We start from the raw sequence: 21,010 nt of genomic DNA, 5'->3' as shown, positions 1-21,010 counted from the left end.
CCCCGCTTTGCCGTGGACAACTCTTTGCTCGATGGCATGCTCACGTGGACAACCCCCCGGGGTCCGGTTCGAGCATCCTGCGATGCACGAAACTTGTCGGTCACCTGTTCGGCGACTCGGCAGGTACAGCTGCAAACTCAACCGAACAGACCGGTGGTTACCCAGTTCGCGATGTCCAAAACATTGTCAGGAAACAATTTCGTCAAGAATTGTCGGCCGGCTCCGATGCGGCCTCGGCCGAGGCCGGTGGCACGACGCCCGTTGCCAGGTTGCGTGCACTGGTCGATCGGCCGAGTATGGCGGTCTGGTCATCCACCTGGGTGAGCAGATTCGGCGCGTCGGCCAGCGACCGACGTTCTCCCAATGCTGAATTGAGCAGTGGTTTCAGCCAGCCTGCGACGCCGACCCATCTGGGTACGTAGACGTGGCGCTTGCGCCGCACCAGGCCTCGAACGAATGCGGTTGCACACTCGTCCACCGACGCGGTCCTGCTCAGCGGACCGGGAAGCGAGTCGATGTATTCGGCAACCACCGATAGGTCGCTTCGAACGTCTCGCACCATTGGAGTGTCGATCCACGACATGTGCGCACTGCCGACCGCAACACCCTGATGGGCGACCTCAAGCCGTAGTGAGTTTGCGAAATGCTCGACGCCCGCTTTGCTGGCGTTGTATGACGCCATCCCGGGCGCTGCGAGATATGCAGCCATCGACGACACCACCAGCACGTAGCCCCCTCGTTCGAGGAGAGAGGGCAGGGTCGCCCGCACGGTATGGAACACCCCGGTGATGTTGATGTCGATCACGCGGCGAAACGTCACCGGATCGACGTGCAGGACCGATCCGTAGCTTGCGATACCCGCGCAGGCCACGACCGCATCGATCCCGCCGAAAGCACTTACACCGACCTCTACCGCCGCTTGCACTGACGCCAGATCGGTTACGTCCGCGACCGCGGAGACGGCTGTCTTGGGGCCGAGTTCGTCGGCGAGTTGGCGCAGGGAACTCTCGTCGACGTCGACGAGGATCACCTTTGCGCCGCGAGCGGCCAGCGCGCGGGCTGTTGCTGCTCCGATCCCGCTCGCCGCCCCGGTGATGAGAACTACCTTGTTGCGCAGTGTCGCCATGATCGCCGTCCTTTGCCGAGGGTGGGGGAGTCGATCCCTTTGCAGGCGCAGACAGCCTAAGTAGCGCTCACTGCGGGCAGCGCGAGTAGTGGACTACCCCATTCTCGAAAAGGCCTATCCCGGCTGCGGGACGCGCTTGCTCAGGAGCCAGGCGCCGATGCCCACCGCAGCAAAAACCACGGAGACAGTGATGAGGGTCAGTGCAAATCCTCGATCGCCACCGCCGTAGACGGCCATCAGGGCGACACTCACCGCGCTGCCGACGGAGAAACCCAGGTACCGCAGCACCATGTTGAAAGCTATTGCGCTGCCGGTCTCTTCGCTCGGGATATGCGGAATGATCAGCACCGCAAGCGACGAGAAACTGAATCCGCTGGCCAACCCGCCGATCGCCATCCAGAGCACTGCCCAGGCGACATGGTCGTGGAACAGCGCCACACCCATCGTCGAGCACATGAAGATCGCGCAGCCCAACGGCAGCACCAGGTCTGGGCCGAATCTTTTCACGGCCGCCAACGACATACGGCTGCCGACGACACTCATCAGCGAATACGGTGTCAGCATCAAACCGGCAACGGCGAGCGACTGATCCAGCCCCCAGTCGGGGTTCTGCACGAGCACGATGACAAGCGTGATCAGCGTGTACATCGCGATACCACCGCCTGCGGCAACAAGATTCGGTGCTGCGACTCCGGGTCGGACCGCGAGTCGGAGATCAACGAGAGGCTGGTCGCAGCGCAGCGTCCACACAATCCACAGCGTGAACGCGGCGATACCGCCGAGGGCCAAACCGAGCGTGCCAGGCGAGAGCCATCCCCAGCTCTCGCCGTGGCTGACCGCCAGCAGGAACGTGGCGGTGCCGGTCGACAACAGCACCGCGCCAGTCCAATCCACCGGCATCCGCGTGGATGTACGCGACCCGGGAATGTACCGGAGGGCCAGCAGCAGCGTGATGAGGCTGAGGGTTGCGCCCAGCCAGTACGCCGCATGTAATCCCCAGAGATGAGCCACGGTTGCGGTGATCGGATAGCCCAGGCCGGCCCCGGCAATGCCCGTCACCGAAAGTAACGCGATCGCCGACGCCAGCTGTCGCGGGGCAAATGACTCGCGGGCGACCGCCATCGCGAGGGGCACCAGCGCCAGACCGACTCCCTGCATCGTCCGGCCGATCACCAGGGCCTCGAAACCCAGTGGCAGAGCAGACAGTACGGATCCGGCGGTCACGACGGCGAGGCCGACCAGAATCGTCGGACGCCGCCAGGAACCACCGCCGAGCCGGCCCAGGACCGGCGTTGCGATGGCTGCCATCAGCATTGTCGCGGTGAGCGTCCATTGGGCCTGGGTGATCTCCACGTGGTAATCCGTCGAGATCTTCGGCACCAGCGGTGCGCCGAGACTACTGACGATGGACGTGATGGTGGTGACCAGTGCCAGGGTGAACAGCAGGATGCCGTATCGCGGCGGAGGTGCGTCTTTCGCGGTCATCGAGGGGCGAGGCCGGCGAGCAGTCTCACCGTTCGGATTCCCACTGCGCCAAGATGGTTCGTAGAATGCTGACCAGTGGCAGGGGTTGATCCATCATCGGGTGATGGCCCGCGTCCGGGAGGTCGACCACGGTGGCCGGATTGGCGAACAGCCCGGCGATCTCTTGGGCCATCTCGGGACTGACCATCCCCAGCTCGCACCGGATGTACAGGGAGGGGGTCACGATCTTGCTGAGCAGTTCCCGAAGATTCACCATGCGTCCGGCTTCGTGCCGTTTGCGGAACATCTCCGGATCGAACTTCCACATCCACCCGGCGTCGGTCTCCTTCACCGATTCCTCGGCAACGTGCCTGGCCACATAGGGCAACAGGACGTCCTGCCGCGGTTCGGTCCGGAACCGGACGCAGATCTCGTCCTTGTTCGGATGGGCCTTCGGGACGCGGGCGAGCTGCCGGATGATGATCTCCTCCGGAGGCTCGTCGAACAGGGGCGAGTCGATGATGACCAGGCCGGCAGTCGCGTCGGTGCGCGTGGCACCGAGCACCGCGGCAACCCAGCCACCCATGCTGTGCCCGACCACATACGGCTTGCCGGAGATGCCGCCTGCCTTGGCCGCTTCGAGGACCTCGTTCGTCCAGCCGTCCATCGGGTACTGCGCGCGGATCTCGCTGTCGCCGTGCCCCGACAGGTCGAGCGCGACCACGCGATGTGCCGGCGCGAGGAGTGGGGCAATGTGGTCCCACCAGCCCGAATGCGCGGAGCCGCCATGGACCAGCACCACCCCGGGTCTGCCTTCGTCGCCCCAGCAGCGAAGGTGCACACGGGCGCCGTCGATCTCCACATCACGGTGCTCAGGCTTGTCGGCCAGTGCAGCGGCGAACCAACGCGGTTCCGTGATCGGGCTGGGTGTATCGGCCGTCATCGCTCACTCCTTTGCCACGCAAATATTCGCCAAGCCTATCGACCAGCGAGAACCGGTTGTTTGTCGGGACGCAACTTCCGGCCCGAGGGTTGCCCTGCTGGGCGGGTGCGCCCACGATGAGCCGATGACTGGGAATCTCGACGACGACGACGAGTGGGATCGCAAAGTACGCCACGAAACGCCCATGCAGCGTCTCGACCGCAACTGGTCAAGCTTGCTGCAGGAGCTCCGCGTCGTTCAGACCGGTGTGCAGATACTCACCGGGTTTCTTTTGACTGTGCCGTTTCAGGACCTTTTCTATACACAAGACGCTGTCTTCCAGGGCGTCTTCCTGGTCACGGTCTCCGCTTCCGTCAGCGCAACTGTTCTGCTGCTTGCGCCTGCGGCGATGCACCGCATCCTCTTTCGTCGACATCGACTGCGGGAGTTGGTGTTCGCCGCACAACGCTTTGCTCTCAGTGGGCTGATCTTCCTCGGCTTGGCGCTGACCGGGGTCATGATGATGGTGTTCGAGCTGGTGATCGGACGACAGGCAGGCTGGATCGCCGGTGGGGTGGTGATGCTGGTCTTCGTCAATTTCTGGTTTGTCTTCCCGTGGCGGTATCGCCGGCGCGAGCTGTGATGCGGACCGGCGACTCAGTCGTCTTTGTTTTTGTCGTCGTCCTTGTGAACGAGCTCAGGTGCGACCTCCCGCGTGGCCATCCCGCCGGTGCCGCCCTCATCGACAGGGCCGGGTCGGCCACCTTTGGGTTCGTCGTCCTTGGTGCGCTTCGAGTCCTTCTTTTTGTCGGTCATCGTTAAAGGGTAGGCGCTCCGCAACTGCGGTGGCATGCTCGATTCATGGCCGTTGACCTGCCCACCGCTCGGCGATTGTGGCGATTGCTCGAACCTCTGCACGCCGTCACCTATTTCTCCGACGAAACCCGTGAGGCGCTCTCGGCCGCCGGTTACCGGGGGTTCTGGATGGGCTACTTCGCCGCGCGGGCCGCGCCGCTGGGGCCGGTGGGACCCGAGATCGTCACGGCGCTGTTCTATAACTTCGCGCCGTCGCACGTGGCCAGGGCCATCCCGGACGCCTGGGATTTCGCACCACCGGAAACCGCGCTGCGGGTCCGGGAGGATGCCGCGGTGGAGACCCTGTCCCGCTTGCTCGGCGACGACGCCGCCGACGCCATCGACCGAGTGGTCGCGTTGCTGTATCCGGTCGCGGACAACGCAGATCTCGGTGGGAGGGGACTGTTTGCCGCGAACGCGGCGCTGCCCTGGCCGACAGACCGGGTCGGTGCCCTGTGGCATGCGGCGACCCTGTTGCGCGAACACCGGGGCGACGGCCATGTCGCTGCCCTGACCACGGCCGGGATCAGTGGACGGGAAGCCGGTGTCCTGCATGCCATCGCGACGGCGATCCCACGCTCGGTTCTCGACGCGGGCCGCCAGTACACCGACGAGGAATGGGAGACGCTGACGGCACGGCTGGCAGATCGTGGGCTCCTTGAACTCTCCGGCGCCATCACACCGGCGGGCCGCGCACTCAAGGCCGAAATCGAGAACACGACCGATCGGCTCGCTGCGCCCGCGTACGCGCAGCTGACCGACAGTGCCGTCGATGATCTGACGACGTCGCTGATGGAACTGACCAAGGTAGTGGTGGCCAGCGGGGAATTCCCGTCGGCGAACCCCATCGGCCTTGATCTCGACGATGTGGGCTGATCAGCCATACACTCGGCGCATGGGTTTCAACGACGACATCATCGCCGAGTTCCGCGCCAACGACGGCAAGGTCGGTGGCAACTTCGAGGGTGCGCCGATGTTGCTGCTGCACCACAAGGGTGCCAAGAGCGGCAAAGATTTCGTCACGCCGTTGGTGTTCCAGGCGGGTGAGGGCCTCAAGTACGTCTTTGCCAGCGCCGCGGGCAGCGACAAAGACCCACAGTGGTTCCGCAACGTCAAGGCCAATCCCCACACCACCATCGAGGTCGGTGGCGACACCATCGCAGTGACGGCTTCGGAGGTCACCGGTGCTGAGCGGGATCGGATCTACGCGCAGCAGGCATCGGTCATGCCCGGTTTCGCCGACTACGAGAAGAAGACCACCCGGGTCATCCCGGTGGTCGCATTGACGCCGGCCTGAGGCGCTCGGCGCCGCTCAGCGGGCCGTCTGCGGCGGGACGAGTGCGCCGCGGTCGGTGTCGACGATCTCTGCGCCGAGCGGGAGCAGTGACACCGGGATCATCTTGAAACTGGCAATACCCAGCGGGATGCCAATGATGGTCAGGCACATGGCGATACCGGTGACGATGTGTCCCAGGGCCAGCCAGATTCCGGCGAAGATCAGCCAGATGACATTGCCGATCGCCGATCCCACACCGGCCGTGGGTTTACGGATCACAGTTCGCCCGAACGGCCAGAGCGCGTATGCCGCGATCCGGAACGAGGCGATACCGAAGGGGATGGTGATGATCAGAATGCAGCAGATGATGCCGGCGGCGATGTACCCCAGCGCCATCCAGAATCCACAGAGCACAAGCCAAATGACGTTCAGGATGGTCTTCACCACACCCATTGTGCCAAAGTTGTCCAATTCAGTTCGGGCGAATGAATTTTCGGGAGCGTGGCAATGAGGTTCGGCCTGCGAGAGGTCCTGTGGTCGGTGGCGGTCACGGGAATTGTGATGGTCCGCCTGGTCACGACCCTGAGCACCGCACTGCTGATCATGGGATGGATCATCGTGGCCGTCCGATCCAGTCTGAACAACGACTGGTTGTGGCCCGCAATCATCTCCGGAGTGCTCCTGGCAGGCAGCACGCTGCTGTACAACGTCGCGAGAGGCTGAGCGGGACTCACACGCCGAGGTAGGCCAGAACCGCGAGCACCCGGCGGTTGTCGTCGGCCGACACCGGCAGATCGAGCTTGGTGAAGATGCTGTTGGAGTGTTTGCTCACGGCTTTCTCCGTCACGAACATCGCCTCGGCGATCGCCGCGTTCGACCGGCCTTCGGCCATCAATGACAAGACTTCTCGTTCGCGCGCCGAGAGGCGGTCTATCGGACCGTTGGATCGCTGTCCGGTCAACAGTTGCGACACCACCTCGGGGTCGAGAACCGTGCCACCACCGGAGACCTGGCGGACGGCGTCGATGAATCCGGCCACGTTGGCCACGCGGTCTTTCAGCAGATAACCGACTGCGCCTTCGCCGCTCTCGAGCAACTCGCGGGCATAGAGCTGCTCCACATACTGCGAGAGAACCAGAACGGGGAAGCCGGGGCGCTGATGGCGAATCTTGATGGCCGCCTGCAAACCCTCGTCGGTGAAGGTCGGTGGCATCCGGACATCGAGTACGGCCAGATCGACGGAGTCGTCGGATAGTGCCGCATCGAGTTCGGTGGCGTTGTCGACCGCAGCGACCACATCCATCTGATGGGCGGCCAGTATGCGCGAGAGGCCGTCGCGCAACAGGGCGTGATCTTCGGCGATCACGACGCGCATGGCACCTCCATGGAGATGATCGTCGGGCCACCGACGGGACTGTGGACGTACAGCGATCCGTCCATGGCCTTCAGCCGCTGGGTGACACCGTGTAAACCCGATCCGGTGGCCACCGCACCGCCGATCCCATCGTCACCAACCTCGACCCTGAGCACGCCCTCGAAGATACCCATGGAGATCCAGGCGTTCCTGGCGCGGGCGTGTTTACCGACGTTGGCCAGGGCCTCGGCCACCGCAAAGTACACGGCATTCTCCATCGCGGCCGGAAGACGTTCTTTGACACCGAGATTCAAGGTCATCGGAATCGGCAGGTCGAGTGCCAACGCCTCGACGGCCGGCCCCACTCCACGGTCGGCGAGTATCGGTGGATGTATGCCGCGCACCACCGAACGTAGATCGCCGAGCGCCGCGGTCGCCGATGCCCTGGCCTCGGCCATCAGTTGTTTGGCGGCCACCGGGTCTTTGTCGATCTGACTTTCGGCCAAACCGATGGTCATGCCAAGGGCCGCCAGGCGGGCCTGCGCCCCATCGTGCAGATCCCGTTCGACGCGTCGCAGTTCAGCTGCGGCCGAATCGACTGTCGCAGCGCGAGATTCGGTCACCTCATGTACCCGGGCCTCCAACACCTCGGCGCGGCTGCGGTTCAGGACACCCAGGTCCATGGCGGCACGCGCTTTCATCAGCGGCTCGACAAACGGGATCAAAACCAGCGTGGCGGTGAAGATCACGCCGACAAGCGAGATCACAAAACCGATGGTGGACGCCAGCGCGAGCCATCCGAGGTCCCGCCAGCGCAACGAATCCGAACTCCACACCGCGAGCAGATGAAAGATCCCGCGGCGGTTGCCCGCGGGCTTGTAGTCGCCGGCGCGCCACGGACGGTTGAGCACCGCGGCCCCCATCCGTCGGTGCAGGTCGCAGAGGGCGCCGATGATCGGGACCAATCCCCACAGCGCCAGTGCTCCCACGGAGATCAGAATCAGAGGTATCGCAACGACCGCCACGATGAACAGCACCAACGCGATCGGCGCCAACAGAGTGGTGCACAGGGCGTACATCGCTGCCCGCAACCACCGGACGACCAGCGTCGGTTCTTCCTCGGAGTTCACTGCTTCCTCTCTGACCACGCCGGACCGCGTCACGACTTCTCGCCGGACTGCATCTCCAACTGAGGTGCAAGAACTTCATGGTGCCGCGATCCCTCTGACAAAACAGTAGTGCTGGGCCCACCCCGGTGGTGGACTATTTCGCCGCGATCGGGGGGTTTACCGCTCCTGACCTGGTCGGCTCGGACGAACAGAGTTGTAGGTGGCCCGGTGACCACCGGGCAATCCATCTGAGGTGCCAGGGCATCTCAAGCATCAGGAGCTCACATGAGACAGATGACCCGAGGACCACAGGCGGTGGCTCGATGGAGTGCGCACAATCCTTGGCGCGCAATCGGACTCTGGTTGGCATTGGTGGTGCTTGCAGCGTTGTTCAGTGCACTGATCCCCACCCAGACCACTGACGACGCCGACTACCGGGTCGGCCAGTCCGGGACCGCGGACCAGATGATCCACGACGCCGGCCTCGCCGCACCCGACACCGAGTTCGTCCTGATTACCGGTAATCAGGATGATGCGGTGGTCGCCGCTGCCGAGCTGCGCGACCAACTCGCCGGCTCCACCGAGGTGCAGGAGGTGGCAGTCCCGGTGGAATCACCGGATGGGTCGACACTTTTGACCTCGATCTCGCTGCGGGCGCCCCCGGGCGATGAGGACCCGACGATCGCCGACATCGATGCCGCGGTTACTTCGGTCCGGGCGGATCACCCGAACCTGCAGTTCGGGCAGACCGGTGACGTCACGCTCGACGAGGCGATCAATGAGCAGGTCGGCGAAGACCTGGTCTCGGCCGAGATGATCAGCATCCCGATCACGTTGGGCATCATGCTCTTTGCCTTCGGTGCCCTGATCGCGGCCGGCATCCCGGTGTTGCTGGCCATCACTTCGGTGGTCGCGACCATCGGCATCTACGCGCCGATTTCCTACCTCGTGCCCTCTGAATCCACCGCGTCGTCGATGGTGCTGCTGATCGGTATGGCTGTGGGCGTGGACTATTCGTTGTTCTACCTCAAACGAGAACGCGAGGAACGGCGTAAAGGGCGCGGCACGCTCGACGCTGTGGGAATCGCTGCGGCCACCTCGGGGCACTCGATTGTCGTCTCCGGTGTTGCGGTGATCGCTTCACTGGCGGGTTTGTACGTTCTCGGCAACGCAACGTTCAATTCGCTTGCCACTGCCGCCATCATCGTGGTTGCGGTCGCCGTGATCGGTTCCCTGACGGTCTTGCCCGCTCTGCTTGTCAAGTTCGGACGGTGGGTCGATCGTCCGCGGGTGCCATTGCTGTGGCGCCTCAACAACCGCATCGGTGAGGGCGGGATCAGCTCGCGCATCATCGGGCCGGTTGTGACGCGGCCGGTGATCGCATTGGTCGCCGGGCTGGCGGTGATGCTGGCACTGGCGATCCCCGCATTGACCATGACCCTGCGCAGCGGCGGTCTGGACACATTGCCGCAGGACATCCCCGCGGTTGCGGTCGCACAGCAACTGGATGCCGAGTTCCCGTCTGAAGGTTCGTCGGCCAACGTTGTTGTCTCCGGCGGTGATCCGGCCGCTGTGACTGCAGCATTGACCGATGTGGGTGAGGCTGCGACCGAGAGTGGGGCCTGGACCGTCTCGCAGGAGCCGCTGAGTTCGGCGTCGGGGACCACCACCGAACTGCGGCTTGCCAGCACCTTCGAACAGGGTGACACCAAGTCCGATGACGCCATGCTCGACTTGCGCAACACCGTTGTGCCCGAACAACTGGACCGCATCGACGGAGCCGAGTTCGCGGTGGGTGGTCAGATCGCCGAACAATACGACTCGACGAAGGCACTGTCGGACGGGCTGCCGATCGTGGTCGCGGTGATCCTGACCCTGACGATGTTGATGCTGGTGGTGACGTTCCGGAGCCCGGTGATCGCATTGGTCTCCACCGCCTTGAACCTGATGTCCGTTGGCGCGGCGTTCGGTGTGCTCGCGCTGGTGTTCCAGCACAGTTGGGCCGAGGGGCTACTCGACTTCACCTCGAACGGGACCGTTGTCGAGTGGATTCCGATGTTCCTGCTGGCGGTACTCGTCGGATTGTCGATGGATTACCACGTGTTCGTACTCAGCCGGATCCGCGAGGGCATCAACAACGGGCTGCCCCCGACTGTCGCGGTGCGCGCAGGCGTCACCCAGACGGCCGGAGTGGTGACCAGTGCAGCACTGGTCATGGTGTCGGTGTTCGCCTTGTTCGCCGCGCAGAGCATGGTCGAGATGAAGCAGATGGGCGTGGGCCTGGCGGTGGCCATCCTCATCGACGCGACCATCGTGCGGCTGGTGCTGTTGCCGTCGGTACTGGTGCTGCTCGGGAACCGGGCCTGGTGGCCTCGGCGCATCCGGACCAACGATCCGGTGGTACCAAAACGGGAGGTCGCACCTGTTACGACGTGACGTGGTGCACACTTGAAGATGTCGGGGCTCGAGGAGAAGCGGAGGCGACGCGGTGAGTGAGTTGCAGACACCTCCCCGCGACTTCTGGTCGGCGCTGGAACCAGGTGAGGATCCCGCTGCGCGGCTGGAGCAAGTACGCCGAGCCCATGAACTCTTTGTGCAGACCGGCACGATGTCCCCGGCAACCGGCCGCACCTCGGTGCGGTCGGTTGTTCGGGATTCGTGGATGCGATCGGCCAAAGGTGGCGTCAACCCCTCCGGGATGACGGATGACGACAGCATGTCGTGGAACGACTTCCTCGAGTACCGCAACGGCCATCCGATGGCCGCCGCGTACCCGCTGGTTCGTTCGCTCATGCTCGATGAGGTTTCCGATTCCGGCGTGGTGGTGGCACTCACCGATGACGTGGGTCGGTTGTTGTGGGTAGAGGGCGACCACAAAGCGAGAGACCAGGCCGGCGACATCAACTTTGTCGAAGGGGCGTTGTGGGCGGAGCAGGTCGCCGGCACCAACGCCCCAGGTCTGGCTCTTGAGGTCGACCACGGGGTGCAGATTTTCGGGGCCGAACATTTTGCGGTGCGGGTGCAGGACTGGAACTGCGTGGCAGCGCCCGTGCACGATCCGGTGACGGGCGCGGTGATCGGTGTCATCGACGTGACCGGTGGCGAGCGGGTGGCCACCCCGTTCGCGTTGTCGATGGTGAAGTCGGTGGTCGCCGCGGTCGAGGGGGAGTTGCGGATCCGGTCGCTCACCGGCGAAGAGCCCCGATCGGAGCGGTCCGGCGGTCCGAGCTTGACGGTGCTCGACGGCGATCGGTATTTCTGGAGGCCTCCTGGCCGGCCGGCGATGCGACTGTCCCGTCGGCATGCCGAAATCCTGGTACTGCTCGGTGAATATCCCGGCGGACTGGGCACCGAACAGATCGCGACCATGCTCTCCGACGACGGCGTCGACCCGGTGACGGTCCGCGCGGAGATCTCCCGGTTACGACGCGACCTTGGTCCCGATGTTGTCGAGTCCCGGCCATATCGGCTCACCGCACCCATCGATTCGGATCTCGGACAGGTGCGTCGGATGCTGCGGACCGGTGAAATCACCCGGGCCATCGCGACTTTCGGCCGTGGTGGACTTCTGGCGGTATCAAAGGCGCCCGGGATCGCCGACGTCTTCGAAGAACTCAAAGAGGATGTTCGCTCGGTCGTATTGACATCAGGGGACCCGGGGCTGTTGCGGGCCTGGACCGCTTCGGCGCATGGTCGCGAAGATCTGACGGCCTGGCGCAGCTGGGGTCAGATGTTGGCCCCCGGTCACCGGGACGAGGCGTTGGTCCGAGGCCGGCTTCGCCTGCTCGACCGTCGTTTCGGCATCTGATCGACACACCTGCTCACCGGCGCTGCCGCAGGTGTGCCGATCCCGAATGTCCGGCATTTGGTGCACTGAAAATGATTGCCGAACAACATATTTGAATTCTCCTGTACCTTTCGTCGGGTTCCGAGACGATGTTCACCCAACGTCCGGCGATTGTTCCCGCGGAGTTGGGCAGCGGCCGGGGGAATCGGCGTTTACTTCAACTCGCATCCAGTTCTGCCGCCAGAGATGTTGGCGCGCAGTCCAACACGTCCGTTTCAAGCCCTGGCGTGCGCCGGAGCCGACTGAGGGGAATCGTAGATGAAGTTCAGGAACAGGCTGGTGGCCGTATCGGTGCTGGTGGTCGCCTCGATGAGTGTTGCGTTCGGCGGCGCATACGCCGACCCGGCTCCGGCCCCGACCGAGGGCGCGAACTGGAAGGCGACCCGTGAAGGATCGTCGGTGATCGTCACCACCGACAACGGCTCGCTGGCCAAAGAAGGCAATCTGCTCGTGCTGCATGACAATCAGGGCAACGTGGTGGAATCGGTTCCGCTGACGCTGGCCATCGATGATTTCCAGCACCCGGTCAATGCGCAGGTGACACCCGCGTCCGCGAGGTTGTCGGTGGACACCAATCCGTTCGCCGCGACGTTCGCTCCGGTCCGTCACAATGTGGATCTGCCTGCAGCTGTTGCGAGTGTGAAGGACAACATCACCCTCACCGCTGCCATCGGCGGATTCCTCGGTGCCGCAACCGGACTGGTGGGCGGTTGCCTACTGGGTGCGGTTGCTGCAGGTGTCGTTTCGGCGCCTGTTGTGCTGCTGTTCGGTGCGGGACCATTGGCCGGCTGCATCGGCGGCGCGATCCTGCTCGGCTCGGCCGCCTCACTGGCCGGTACCGCCGTCGGCGGGCTCGGGGCCGTCGCTGCAAATGTCGGGCCGTTCATCCAGCTGCTCAACGCACCACCAAAGGCGAAGTAGTCGGGCCGACTCGCCCGCACTTTGCCTCTCATATGCCAGGTCCGTCCGGATGATTCGGACGGGCCTGGCGCTCTTTGTGCAGATCAACGCACAATTAGAATGAAACTCCCAATATCCAGAATGCTATTCTCGGCAGATCTGAGGACCGATCGTTGGGAGAGCATGTGACAAACGCGGCGGAAAGTCTGGCCGGGCGCCGGATCATCGTGACGGGCGGCGCCAGCGGAATGGGTGCGGGACTCGTTCGCGCCCTGCCGTCGCTCGGTGCGTCGGTGGTGTCGCTAGACAGTGCGGCGGACGACGGCAGCGCCGTTGCGTCCGAAGCCGGGGTCCGGTTCATCGCCTGCGACGTCAGTGATCCGTCCGACGTGACCACTGCGGTATCGGCGGCCGTTGAACATCTCGGTGGGCTCGACGTGCTGGTTCATGCTGCCGGTATCGCCCCGGGCGCCCCGGCGGGTGAGTTGCCCATCGAGCAGTGGAACCTGGCGATGGCGGTCAACGCGACCGGCACGTTCTTGATGAATCAGGCAGTGTTACCGGCGTTGATCGAGGCCGGTGGTGGTCGGATCATCAACTTCGCATCGGCAGCCGGGATCACCGGGTATCCGGGCAAGGCGGCCTATGCGGCATCCAAAGGGGCCGTGGTCGCCTGGACGCGAACGGTGGCGCTGGAATGGGCGACCCACGGGATCACGGTCAACGCCATCGCGCCCGCCATCTGGACGCCCATGTATGACCGGACCCGCGCATCGATGACGCCGGAACAGTTGACGGCGCACGACGCGAGTATGGCGAAAACCGTTCCGCTGGGCGGCAGGCTCGGCGATATCGATCGTGACCTGGTGCCGGTGGTTGCCTTCCTGGCCGGTCCGGGTTCGGGTTTCATGACGGGACAGATCTACTCCGTCGACGGCGGCAAGTTGATGCTCCGCTGAGAACCTGCGGCGGTTAAGCGCCGGTATCGCGTCATCTGGTGATGTCGGTGGACTGACCGACGTAGAGTCCGCGTCCGGTGACGAGCGGCAGATCCAGTGTGGTGCGGATGCCGGGATCTGCGGCGATTACGGCGGGGATGGCGTTCACGATGCGGCCGGCAGCAGCAACAATCGCGGCGTGGTTGTGGTCGCCTTTGATGCTGGTCGGGCAGATGTCCACGGTGTAGTTGGGCTCGCCGGTGATCTCCACCCGGTAGGAACCGCCCTCCTGCGCGGGTCGTGCCCAGTCGGGACGAAGGTCGTCACGCAGTCTGGTGACGTGTTCGACGACGATGGCGGAGTGCCCGTCGACCTTGCCGTGGATCTCGAAACGCATGGCGGCGACCGTCCCCTTCTCGATCCGTCCGACGGCAACGTCGAACGCCTCGGGCGCGGGTTCCAGCTCGAAGTTCTCGGTGATCTCGTCGACCTCGATGCCCAGACCGGCCGCGAGCTGGCGAATCGTTGTGCCCCAGGTGAAACCGAGGATGCCGGGCTGAAAGAGGATCGGGAGCTCGTCGAGAGGTTTTCCGAATCCCATCACATCGAACATCACGATCGCGCCGTCGTAGGTGGCGTAGTCGGCGATCTCCATGACGCGGACCTGCTCGATCCTTTGGCAGGTGCCGGCCAGCGCGAGTGGGATCAAGTCGTTGGCGAAGCCGGGATCGACGCCCGTGATGAAAATGCTGGAGTTGCCTCGTTGCGCCGATGCCTGGACCCGGTCGATGTTCTTGTCGGGCAGCAGCTGCCACGGGTACTGCAAGATCACCGGCGCCGAACCGACAACATCGACGCCGGCTTCGAGGATCTTCTGGCAGTCCCTGAGTGCATCGCCGGTACGGGTGTCGCCCATCGCGCAGTACACAACGCAGTCGGGCTTCGTTGCCAGCACCGCGTCGATGTCGCCCACCGCGGTGATGCCGGTGGTGATCTCGAGACCGGCCAATTCGCCGGCGTCTTTACCCACCTTGGACTCCGTGGAGACACCCACCGCGGTGAGTTCGTAGTCCGGGCTCTCGATGAGCTGGGTCAAAGCCAGGCGACCAACATTGCCGGTGCCGATGTGGGCGACGCGAACGGACATCGAAGTTTCCTCGTAACCTGGTGCGAACGATGGTCGACACAGACGTGCCGCTGATCCCTTACAGGGTTTTGTGTGGGACGTCCGTCACCAGTCCGCCGTCCACGACGAATTCGGTGCCGGTCGCATAAGACGATTCGTCGCTCGCAAGGAACAAGACGAACGTCGAGATCTCGTTTGACGTGCCCGGTCGGCCGAGCGGGATGGTCACCAGGTCATCTGGGAACTTCTCCGTCATGGGCGTCCGAATCAACCCGGGATGCAACGAATTGACCCGGATGTTGTGTGGAGCCAGTTCCAGCGCAACCGATTTCGCGAGCCCACGGACGGCCCATTTCGTGGCGACGTAACCGTGGGCCCATGGTGCTCCGCGGAGGCCCTCGATCGACGAGACATTGATCATCGACCCGCCACCGGCGGCGATCATCGGATCCGTCGACGCCTGGATCCCGAAGAACGTGCCCGTCAGATTGACGTCGATGATCTTCTGCCACTTGTCGTGCCTGAAGCCCTGGATGGAACTGCCGTTGGCGATACCGGCGTTGTTGACCAGTACGTTCAGCTTGCCGAACTCGCCGACAGCAGTGCCGACCGCGGCTTCCCACTGATCAAACTGCGACACATCGAGGTGGACATAGCGCGCTGCGTCGCCGAGCTCGTCGGCCAACGCCTTGCCCTCGTCGTCCAGGATGTCGCCGATCACGACCTTTGCGCCTTCGGCGACGAGGAGGCGTGCATGCGAGGCACCCATCCCGCGAGCGCCGCCACTGATGATTGCAACTTTTCCGTCCACGCGTCCCATGGGGCGACACGCTACCTGCATCGTCGGACACGTGTCCAGACTTTCGTCTGAACTGCTGTTCGCATCAAGCGGCCAGGTGTGGTTCCGAGGCGGGGCGGAGATGTGGACAGGGCGAACAACTCGCTCGACCTCTAATGCTCGGCGGTACTCACATCACCGGGCGATGCGCGCAGCGATCTCGGCCGCGAGGGCCAGCGACCCGGGGTCGTCGGTTGCGACGTAGCGATCGGCTGCGGCGTCGTAGGCGGCACCGGCGATGGATCCGTGATCGGCATCGAGTTCGACCAATTCGACCGGCCACCGCCACCTTTCGAGTGTCGCCGCGAACTTTCGGCTTGCTGCCGGCGGTACGGCGTCGTCGCGCACGCCCTGTAGCAGGGTGAACGGCACCCGCTGTGCGGACTGCGGGGGTTCTTTCGGCAGGTGCTCGCCGGTGATCGGGTCCGTGGCCATGAAGGCACCGGCCAGGCAGATCGTTCGAAGGATCCGGAGATCGAAATCGCCGGCGTGGATGGTCAGACTCGCGGCCGCCAGACCACCGAGAGACCAACCGACGAGGACGATGCCGTCGGAGTCACCGGGGCCGTCGTTCCGGTCCGCCGCGAAGTGCGCCGAGGCGAGCAGATCCGCCCGGCCGTTGTCCGTGGCGTGTGAGTTCCAGTCGGCTGCGATGACATGGAAACCGCGATCCGCCACCAGTTCGGCGAGCGGCCGCACCGCAGCCCGTGCGTCGGTTTGCATTCCGTGCCAGAGCAACACCGTTTGCGAATCCGGTGCGCCGAACACATCTGCCAAGCGGCCCGGCGCGTATTCGATGGTCTCCATCCCCCGAGTCTGCCCGACTGCCAAGCGGTTCGAGGCGAAACCTCAGGCCAGCACCAGCATGATGACATCGACCGCGGCAATGGCGATGGCACCGTAGAGCGGAGCGCGGCCGGGCCCCCGCATCGTCGCGAGCGCGATGATGACCACCACCCCGAGTCCCGCCCACATCCACGCCAGCTGCGAGTTCGCGACCACTGCGATGGCAGTGGCTCCGACGAGCAGGACCGCCGCGACGTACGGGATGCGTCGGGCACCCAGGACGTGGGGCAGTCCCCGAACGCCGGTGGCGTCGTCGTCGCCGAGGTCGGGTGCGACGTTGAGCAGGTGGCCGCCGACCCCGAGCAGTCCACTGACCGCGACCATCCACAGCGGGGGCAGGTCATTCGGGTCCGCGGTCAACGTGACGATCACCGGCAATGAACCGAAGGCGACGAAGTAGGGGAGCCATGACATGACCGTCGACTTGAGCCCGAAGTTGTAGGCCAGGGCAGAGCCGACGCCGAACACCAGGTGCACCGTGCCTGCCGCCAACCCGCATGCCATCGAGGCCACCACGCAAACGACAGCTGCCACCGCGACGGCCGATCTCGCGGTCGCCAGGCTCAGATCTCCGGACACCAGTGGTTTCTCTGTCCGTCCGACCTGCCGGTCCCGGTCGAGGTCGATGAGATCGTTGCTCCAGCCGATGAGAAGCTGGCCGCTGAACAGGGCGACCGTCAACACGACAAGCGAGCCCACATCCAGGCCGACGGCAACACCGAGCGCCGCGGTCAGCAGCGTCACCGCTGCCGATGGGACCACGTGCCCGGCCGCCAGCAGTGCGGCCACCGGTTTCGTCGCCATGGGCTGCACCTTTCCGTCTATCGGCCGAGGCCGCGGATCACGATCGCGGGGACGAGTTGTTCGGCACTGTCCCACGAACCGTGGTTGCCGACAAGCATCGACTCGAACGGTTCGACGACCGAGCGGATCATGGCGGTATTGCCGCGGGCCGCGGCGACCACGTCTCCGATCCTGACGCGAACATTGCCGCGGACCGAGGGACCGAACCAGCCGGCATCGATCGCGTCGTCGCGGCTCAGCACGGTCGCCCGGTCGGCGAGCATGCTCTGCCAGGCGATCTGGACGTCACCTGCGGCCCCGTCCTCGGTGTACACGTGGCGTACCCGGGCTTCTCCGGCGATGGCGGTGGTGCCCGCGGTGAGTTCGGGATGCAGGTCGATGTCGAAACGCCCCTGCGCTGTGTTGACCATGCCGTGATCGCCGGTGATGACGAGAGTGCGACCCGCAGGCAACTGCTCCGCGAGTTGACCGACCATGGTGTCGATCTGGCGCAGCTGCTCACGCCACGATGGTGAGCCCGGGCCGTCGAGGTGTCCGGCCAGATCGAGTCCGCCGTAGTAGGCGTAGCCGAGTGTCGTTGCGGACGTCGACATCTCGGCGAGGATCGCAGCGCGCAGGTCGTCCAGATGCTCGGCCACGATCATCTTGTCGGCTCCGCGCAGCGCCGCCCGCGACAACCCGGAATCGACATGCAGTGCGGGCACGATCTGCCGCGTGGTGAAACCCTGTGCCCGGCATTTCTCGAAAATCGTTGTGGTGGGTTGAAATTCCTCGGGGACAACCGTTTTGGTTAGTCCGTGGTCGTAGTGGCCGTGGACGCACCAGCGCAGCGAGTTGAGGATCGGCGCTTCGGGTTTGAGTCCGCCGCCGCCCGCGCGGAAGGTGTACCCGAAGATGCCGTGCGTGCCCGCCGCGCGTCCGGTGGACAGGCTCGTGAGGCTGACCGCGGTGGTGGCGGGAAATCCGGCCGCCACGGTGGTGGAGTTGTCCATCGCCGCCGCATTGAGATGGGGCGCATCGCGTGGGTGCGCGGCAACCAGTTCCGCACCGAGCCCGTCGATCAGCAGCAGTGTCGCGGATTGCGCGGGCACCATCTTCAGGTGGTTGTCGAGGTCGGCGGCACCGAGGGAAGCCGCCATCGATTCGAGGACGGCGGACAGGGGCGGCAGGCTGTGGCGCGGATCGAGATCACTCATCGTCGATCACGCTAACGTGTGCGCGATGATGCGGTGGGCACGGCGGTGCGTCACCGCGACGTCGAGGATGTGCCTCGCGGCAGTGAGATGAGGGATGCGGCGAGGAAGCACAGCGCGCCGATGAAGGTGCCGCCCTGGTCGAGCAGTGGCGCGATCGGCTCGCCCGAGGCGTCCACGTATGCGCCGACCGCAGAGAAGCCGAACGCGATCGAGCCGACGGTGTTCAGGATCGTCGCCGACCAGCCGGGTGCGTCGGGTTCGTCGCGTCGCCGATAGAGGCGTATGGCGTAGACGGCCAGTCCCGAGCTGATGAGGAAGGCGATCGAGCCGTAGACGTCCGGCCGCCAGACGAACTGGTCCTGGTCGACGATCGTGTGCACAACCAAGGCCGCGCCGGTACTGATGTTGAAGGCAACGGTGCCGACCAGCTGCACCGCGGCGGACAACCATTCGGAGATGTGGACGTCTCGTCCGGCCCGCTGCGACCCCGCAATGGGTCGCGCAGCACCTCGCAAGCGTCCGCAGAGTTGAAACTGGACGAACGCGGCGAACGTGAAGAACCACGAGCCGACAAAAAAGGAGCTGTTGGACACCGTCGATCCGGCCCAGTCGGCAAATCCGGGCGCCGAGCCCAATGCGAAGAGCGTCGACCCGATCGCAAACCCCCAGCATTCGGTGCGTGCTGAGTGGCGGATCACGTGAATCAGACTAGCCGGTGTGGCGGAAAAAGAGGCTCTGAGCACCGAAGATCGTGGTTGCAACCCGGATGCAACGGAAGCACTCGTAGTGTGTGTTGTAGGTCACACGGGTGGCCGAACGCTGCGCGTCGCTCACCCGTAGGCAACCAGGCGAAGAGGAGCTCAGCATGACCGTTTATGCCAACCCCGGAACACCCGGCGCCGTGATGAACTACGAATCACGGTACGAGAATTGGATCGGTGGCCAGTGGACGCCGCCGGTCAAGGGGCAGTACTTCGAGAACCCGTCACCGGTCAACGGCAAGACGTTCTGTGAGGTTGCCCGGTCGACGTCCGAGGACATCGACCTTGCTCTCGATGCGGCCCACAAGGCTGCTCCCGCGTGGGGCAAGACCTCGGTCGCCGAGCGATCGCTGGCCCTGCTCCGCATCGCGGACCGGATGGAGGAGAACCTCGAGAAAATCGCTGTCGCCGAGTCGTGGGACAACGGCAAGGCCGTTCGCGAAACACTTGCCGCCGACATTCCGCTGGCCATCGATCACTTCCGCTACTTCGCAGGCGCGTTGCGCGCTCAGCAGGGTTCGCTCTCCCAGATCGACGAAGACACCGTTGCCTATCACTTCCACGAGCCGCTGGGCGTTGTCGGCCAGATCATCCCGTGGAACTTCCCGATCCTCATGGCCGTCTGGAAGCTGGCTCCCGCGCTGGCCGCAGGCAACGCGGTGGTCCTCAAGCCTGCCGAGCAGACGCCTGCCTCGATCCTGTTCCTCGTCGAACTGATCAAGGACCTGCTGCCCGCCGGTGTGCTGAACATCGTCAACGGATTCGGTGTGGAGGCGGGCAAGCCGCTGGCCTCGAGCAACCGCATCCGCAAGATCGCGTTCACCGGCGAGACCACCACCGGACGCCTGATCATGCAGTACGCCTCGGAGAACATCATCCCGGTGACCCTGGAGCTCGGTGGCAAGAGCCCCAACATCTTCTTCGCCGATGTGATGGCGGAGGACGACGGTTTCCGGAACCGCGCACTGGAGGGTTTCACCATGTTCGCCCTCAACCAGGGCGAGGTGTGCACGTGCCCGAGTCGGGCGCTGATCCAGGAATCGATCTACGACGACTTCATCGACCTCGCGGTGGAGCGGACGAAGAAGATCAAGCAGGGCAATCCGCTCGACACCGACACCATGATGGGTGCGCAGGCGTCGAACGATCAGTTCGAGAAGATCGCCTCATACCTCGCGATCGGCAAGGAGGAGGGCGCCAAGGTCTTGACCGGCGGCGAAACCGTCACCCTCGAAGGCGATCTCGCGGATGGCTACTATATCCAGCCGACCATCTTCGCCGGAACCAACCGGATGCGGATCTTCCAGGAGGAGATCTTCGGTCCGGTGTTGTCGGTGACCAAGTTCTCCGACTACGCCGACGCGATGTCGATCGCCAACGACACGCTGTACGGACTCGGCGCCGGCGTGTGGACGCGTGATGGTGCCACCGCCTACCGCGCAGGACGCGAGATCCAGGCCGGTCGGGTGTGGACCAACACCTACCACGACTACCCGGCACACGCGGCCTTCGGCGGCTACAAGCAGTCCGGCATCGGCCGCGAGAATCATCTGATGATGCTCGAGCACTATCAGCAGACCAAGAACCTGCTGGTGGGTTACGCCCAGGATGCCAAGGGATTCTTCTGATCCACCAGGCATCACCAAGC

General features: G+C 64.5%; 22 protein-coding genes. 9 read left to right on the top strand and 13 right to left on the bottom strand.

The features are described from left to right. Nucleotides 1-202: 202 nt before the first annotated feature. The 3 genes from AC1TPF_RS02770 to AC1TPF_RS02760 form a co-directional block, all read right to left on the bottom strand. Nucleotides 203-1,126, bottom strand: a complete 924-nt coding sequence (locus AC1TPF_RS02770) for an SDR family oxidoreductase (protein ID WP_482142539.1) — start codon at nt 1,124-1,126, stop codon at nt 203-205. A 114-nt stretch (nt 1,127-1,240) separates the two neighbouring features. Continuing rightward, the gene (locus tag AC1TPF_RS02765; protein WP_482136621.1) at nt 1,241-2,611 is read right to left on the bottom strand and encodes an MFS transporter; all 1,371 of its coding nucleotides are present in this window, start codon (nt 2,609-2,611) and stop codon (nt 1,241-1,243) included. Nucleotides 2,612-2,636: 25 nt separating this feature from the next. Then, nucleotides 2,637-3,533: an alpha/beta fold hydrolase gene (locus AC1TPF_RS02760; RefSeq protein WP_482136622.1), complete on the bottom strand. Its 897-nt coding sequence runs from the start codon at nt 3,531-3,533 to the stop codon at nt 2,637-2,639. A gap of 124 nt (nt 3,534-3,657) precedes the next feature. Between AC1TPF_RS02760 and AC1TPF_RS02755 the strand changes: the two genes are divergently transcribed. Next, nucleotides 3,658-4,155 (top strand): DUF6328 family protein, encoded by a 498-nt coding sequence (locus AC1TPF_RS02755; protein ID WP_482144003.1) that lies wholly within the window; start codon nt 3,658-3,660, stop codon nt 4,153-4,155. Between the two features lie 14 nt (nt 4,156-4,169). Here AC1TPF_RS02755 and AC1TPF_RS02750 read toward each other — a convergent pair whose 3' ends face one another. Beyond that, entirely contained in the window at nt 4,170-4,328 is a 159-nt protein-coding gene (locus AC1TPF_RS02750; RefSeq protein WP_482136623.1) for a hypothetical protein, read from the bottom strand. Nucleotides 4,329-4,373: 45 nt separating this feature from the next. On the opposite strand from AC1TPF_RS02750, the gene AC1TPF_RS02745 reads away from it, so the two are divergent. Continuing rightward, the gene (locus tag AC1TPF_RS02745) at nt 4,374-5,243 is read left to right on the top strand and encodes an SCO6745 family protein (RefSeq protein ID WP_482142538.1); all 870 of its coding nucleotides are present in this window, start codon (nt 4,374-4,376) and stop codon (nt 5,241-5,243) included. Nucleotides 5,244-5,262: 19 nt separating this feature from the next. Then, the gene (locus tag AC1TPF_RS02740) at nt 5,263-5,664 is read left to right on the top strand and encodes a nitroreductase family deazaflavin-dependent oxidoreductase (RefSeq protein WP_482142536.1); all 402 of its coding nucleotides are present in this window, start codon (nt 5,263-5,265) and stop codon (nt 5,662-5,664) included. 15 nt (nt 5,665-5,679) lie between these two features. Here AC1TPF_RS02740 and AC1TPF_RS02735 read toward each other — a convergent pair whose 3' ends face one another. Beyond that, nucleotides 5,680-6,087 carry a YccF domain-containing protein gene (locus tag AC1TPF_RS02735; protein ID WP_482136626.1) on the bottom strand — a complete coding sequence of 136 codons (408 nt, stop codon included), beginning with the start codon at nt 6,085-6,087 and terminating at the stop codon, nt 5,680-5,682. Between the two features lie 63 nt (nt 6,088-6,150). Between AC1TPF_RS02735 and AC1TPF_RS02730 the strand changes: the two genes are divergently transcribed. After that, nucleotides 6,151-6,366: a hypothetical protein gene (locus AC1TPF_RS02730; protein WP_482142534.1), complete on the top strand. Its 216-nt coding sequence runs from the start codon at nt 6,151-6,153 to the stop codon at nt 6,364-6,366. 7 nt (nt 6,367-6,373) lie between these two features. Here the strand turns inward: AC1TPF_RS02730 and AC1TPF_RS02725 are convergent, their stop codons facing one another. Together AC1TPF_RS02725 and AC1TPF_RS02720 are read right to left on the bottom strand one after the other, a co-directional pair. Then, on the bottom strand, nt 6,374-7,018 hold the full coding sequence (locus AC1TPF_RS02725; protein ID WP_482136628.1) for a response regulator: 645 nt from the start codon (nt 7,016-7,018) through the stop codon (nt 6,374-6,376). Next, complete coding sequence (locus AC1TPF_RS02720) at nt 7,006-8,127, bottom strand: sensor histidine kinase (protein ID WP_482136629.1); 1,122 nt, start codon at nt 8,125-8,127, stop codon at nt 7,006-7,008. The genes AC1TPF_RS02725 and AC1TPF_RS02720 overlap by 13 nt, the downstream gene beginning before the upstream one ends. Nucleotides 8,128-8,391: 264 nt before the next feature. Here AC1TPF_RS02720 and AC1TPF_RS02715 point away from each other — a divergent pair, with 264 nt between their 5' ends. The 4 genes from AC1TPF_RS02715 (at nt 8,392) to AC1TPF_RS02700 (ending at nt 13,812) form a co-directional block, all read left to right on the top strand. Continuing rightward, the gene (locus AC1TPF_RS02715) at nt 8,392-10,542 is read left to right on the top strand and encodes an MMPL family transporter (protein ID WP_482142532.1); all 2,151 of its coding nucleotides are present in this window, start codon (nt 8,392-8,394) and stop codon (nt 10,540-10,542) included. Between the two features lie 52 nt (nt 10,543-10,594). Beyond that, on the top strand, nt 10,595-11,914 hold the full coding sequence (locus AC1TPF_RS02710; RefSeq protein ID WP_482142530.1) for a transcriptional regulator: 1,320 nt from the start codon (nt 10,595-10,597) through the stop codon (nt 11,912-11,914). Between the two features lie 297 nt (nt 11,915-12,211). Next, nucleotides 12,212-12,874, top strand: a complete 663-nt coding sequence (locus tag AC1TPF_RS02705; RefSeq protein ID WP_482136632.1) for a DUF8020 domain-containing protein — start codon at nt 12,212-12,214, stop codon at nt 12,872-12,874. 164 nt (nt 12,875-13,038) lie between these two features. Further along, nucleotides 13,039-13,812 (top strand): SDR family NAD(P)-dependent oxidoreductase, encoded by a 774-nt coding sequence (locus tag AC1TPF_RS02700; RefSeq protein WP_482136633.1) that lies wholly within the window; start codon nt 13,039-13,041, stop codon nt 13,810-13,812. A 31-nt stretch (nt 13,813-13,843) separates the two neighbouring features. Here the strand turns inward: AC1TPF_RS02700 and AC1TPF_RS02695 are convergent, their stop codons facing one another. From AC1TPF_RS02695 to AC1TPF_RS02670, 6 genes are all read right to left on the bottom strand, one after another. Next, on the bottom strand, nt 13,844-14,938 hold the full coding sequence (locus tag AC1TPF_RS02695) for an NAD(P)H-dependent amine dehydrogenase family protein (protein ID WP_482136634.1): 1,095 nt from the start codon (nt 14,936-14,938) through the stop codon (nt 13,844-13,846). Nucleotides 14,939-14,996: 58 nt separating this feature from the next. Next, entirely contained in the window at nt 14,997-15,737 is a 741-nt protein-coding gene (locus AC1TPF_RS02690; protein WP_482136635.1) for a glucose 1-dehydrogenase, read from the bottom strand. Nucleotides 15,738-15,890: 153 nt separating this feature from the next. After that, complete coding sequence (locus AC1TPF_RS02685) at nt 15,891-16,562, bottom strand: alpha/beta hydrolase family protein (RefSeq protein ID WP_482142528.1); 672 nt, start codon at nt 16,560-16,562, stop codon at nt 15,891-15,893. A gap of 42 nt (nt 16,563-16,604) precedes the next feature. After that, entirely contained in the window at nt 16,605-17,405 is an 801-nt protein-coding gene (locus AC1TPF_RS02680; protein ID WP_482136637.1) for a UbiA family prenyltransferase, read from the bottom strand. Between the two features lie 17 nt (nt 17,406-17,422). Next, nucleotides 17,423-18,601: an alkaline phosphatase family protein gene (locus AC1TPF_RS02675; RefSeq protein ID WP_482142526.1), complete on the bottom strand. Its 1,179-nt coding sequence runs from the start codon at nt 18,599-18,601 to the stop codon at nt 17,423-17,425. A gap of 50 nt (nt 18,602-18,651) precedes the next feature. Next, nucleotides 18,652-19,299 carry a hypothetical protein gene (locus tag AC1TPF_RS02670; protein ID WP_482142524.1) on the bottom strand — a complete coding sequence of 216 codons (648 nt, stop codon included), beginning with the start codon at nt 19,297-19,299 and terminating at the stop codon, nt 18,652-18,654. A 167-nt stretch (nt 19,300-19,466) separates the two neighbouring features. Between AC1TPF_RS02670 and exaC the strand changes: the two genes are divergently transcribed. Beyond that, entirely contained in the window at nt 19,467-20,990 is a 1,524-nt protein-coding gene (gene exaC / locus AC1TPF_RS02665) for an acetaldehyde dehydrogenase ExaC (protein WP_482136640.1), read from the top strand. The last annotated feature ends 20 nt before the right edge of the window (nt 20,991-21,010 follow it).

The organism is Williamsia sp. Y853 (genome assembly GCF_056786495.1).
This window is presented reverse-complemented; position numbering and strand designations above follow the sequence as displayed.

Coding starts and splice junctions, on each gene's coding strand:
- AC1TPF_RS02770 (WP_482142539.1), bottom strand. CDS start 1,126: ATGGCGACACTGCGCAACAAGGTAGTTCTCATCACCGGGGCGGCGAGC.
- AC1TPF_RS02765 (WP_482136621.1), bottom strand. CDS start 2,611: ATGACCGCGAAAGACGCACCTCCGCCGCGATACGGCATCCTGCTGTTC.
- AC1TPF_RS02760 (WP_482136622.1), bottom strand. CDS start 3,533: ATGACGGCCGATACACCCAGCCCGATCACGGAACCGCGTTGGTTCGCC.
- AC1TPF_RS02755 (WP_482144003.1), top strand. CDS start 3,658: ATGACTGGGAATCTCGACGACGACGACGAGTGGGATCGCAAAGTACGC.
- AC1TPF_RS02750 (WP_482136623.1), bottom strand. CDS start 4,328: ATGACCGACAAAAAGAAGGACTCGAAGCGCACCAAGGACGACGAACCC.
- AC1TPF_RS02745 (WP_482142538.1), top strand. CDS start 4,374: ATGGCCGTTGACCTGCCCACCGCTCGGCGATTGTGGCGATTGCTCGAA.
- AC1TPF_RS02740 (WP_482142536.1), top strand. CDS start 5,263: ATGGGTTTCAACGACGACATCATCGCCGAGTTCCGCGCCAACGACGGC.
- AC1TPF_RS02730 (WP_482142534.1), top strand. CDS start 6,151: ATGAGGTTCGGCCTGCGAGAGGTCCTGTGGTCGGTGGCGGTCACGGGA.
- AC1TPF_RS02725 (WP_482136628.1), bottom strand. CDS start 7,018: ATGCGCGTCGTGATCGCCGAAGATCACGCCCTGTTGCGCGACGGCCTC.
- AC1TPF_RS02715 (WP_482142532.1), top strand. CDS start 8,392: ATGAGACAGATGACCCGAGGACCACAGGCGGTGGCTCGATGGAGTGCG.
- AC1TPF_RS02705 (WP_482136632.1), top strand. CDS start 12,212: ATGAAGTTCAGGAACAGGCTGGTGGCCGTATCGGTGCTGGTGGTCGCC.
- AC1TPF_RS02695 (WP_482136634.1), bottom strand. CDS start 14,938: ATGTCCGTTCGCGTCGCCCACATCGGCACCGGCAATGTTGGTCGCCTG.
- AC1TPF_RS02690 (WP_482136635.1), bottom strand. CDS start 15,737: ATGGGACGCGTGGACGGAAAAGTTGCAATCATCAGTGGCGGCGCTCGC.
- AC1TPF_RS02685 (WP_482142528.1), bottom strand. CDS start 16,562: ATGGAGACCATCGAATACGCGCCGGGCCGCTTGGCAGATGTGTTCGGC.
- AC1TPF_RS02680 (WP_482136637.1), bottom strand. CDS start 17,405: ATGGCGACGAAACCGGTGGCCGCACTGCTGGCGGCCGGGCACGTGGTC.
- AC1TPF_RS02675 (WP_482142526.1), bottom strand. CDS start 18,601: ATGAGTGATCTCGATCCGCGCCACAGCCTGCCGCCCCTGTCCGCCGTC.
- exaC (WP_482136640.1), top strand. CDS start 19,467: ATGACCGTTTATGCCAACCCCGGAACACCCGGCGCCGTGATGAACTAC.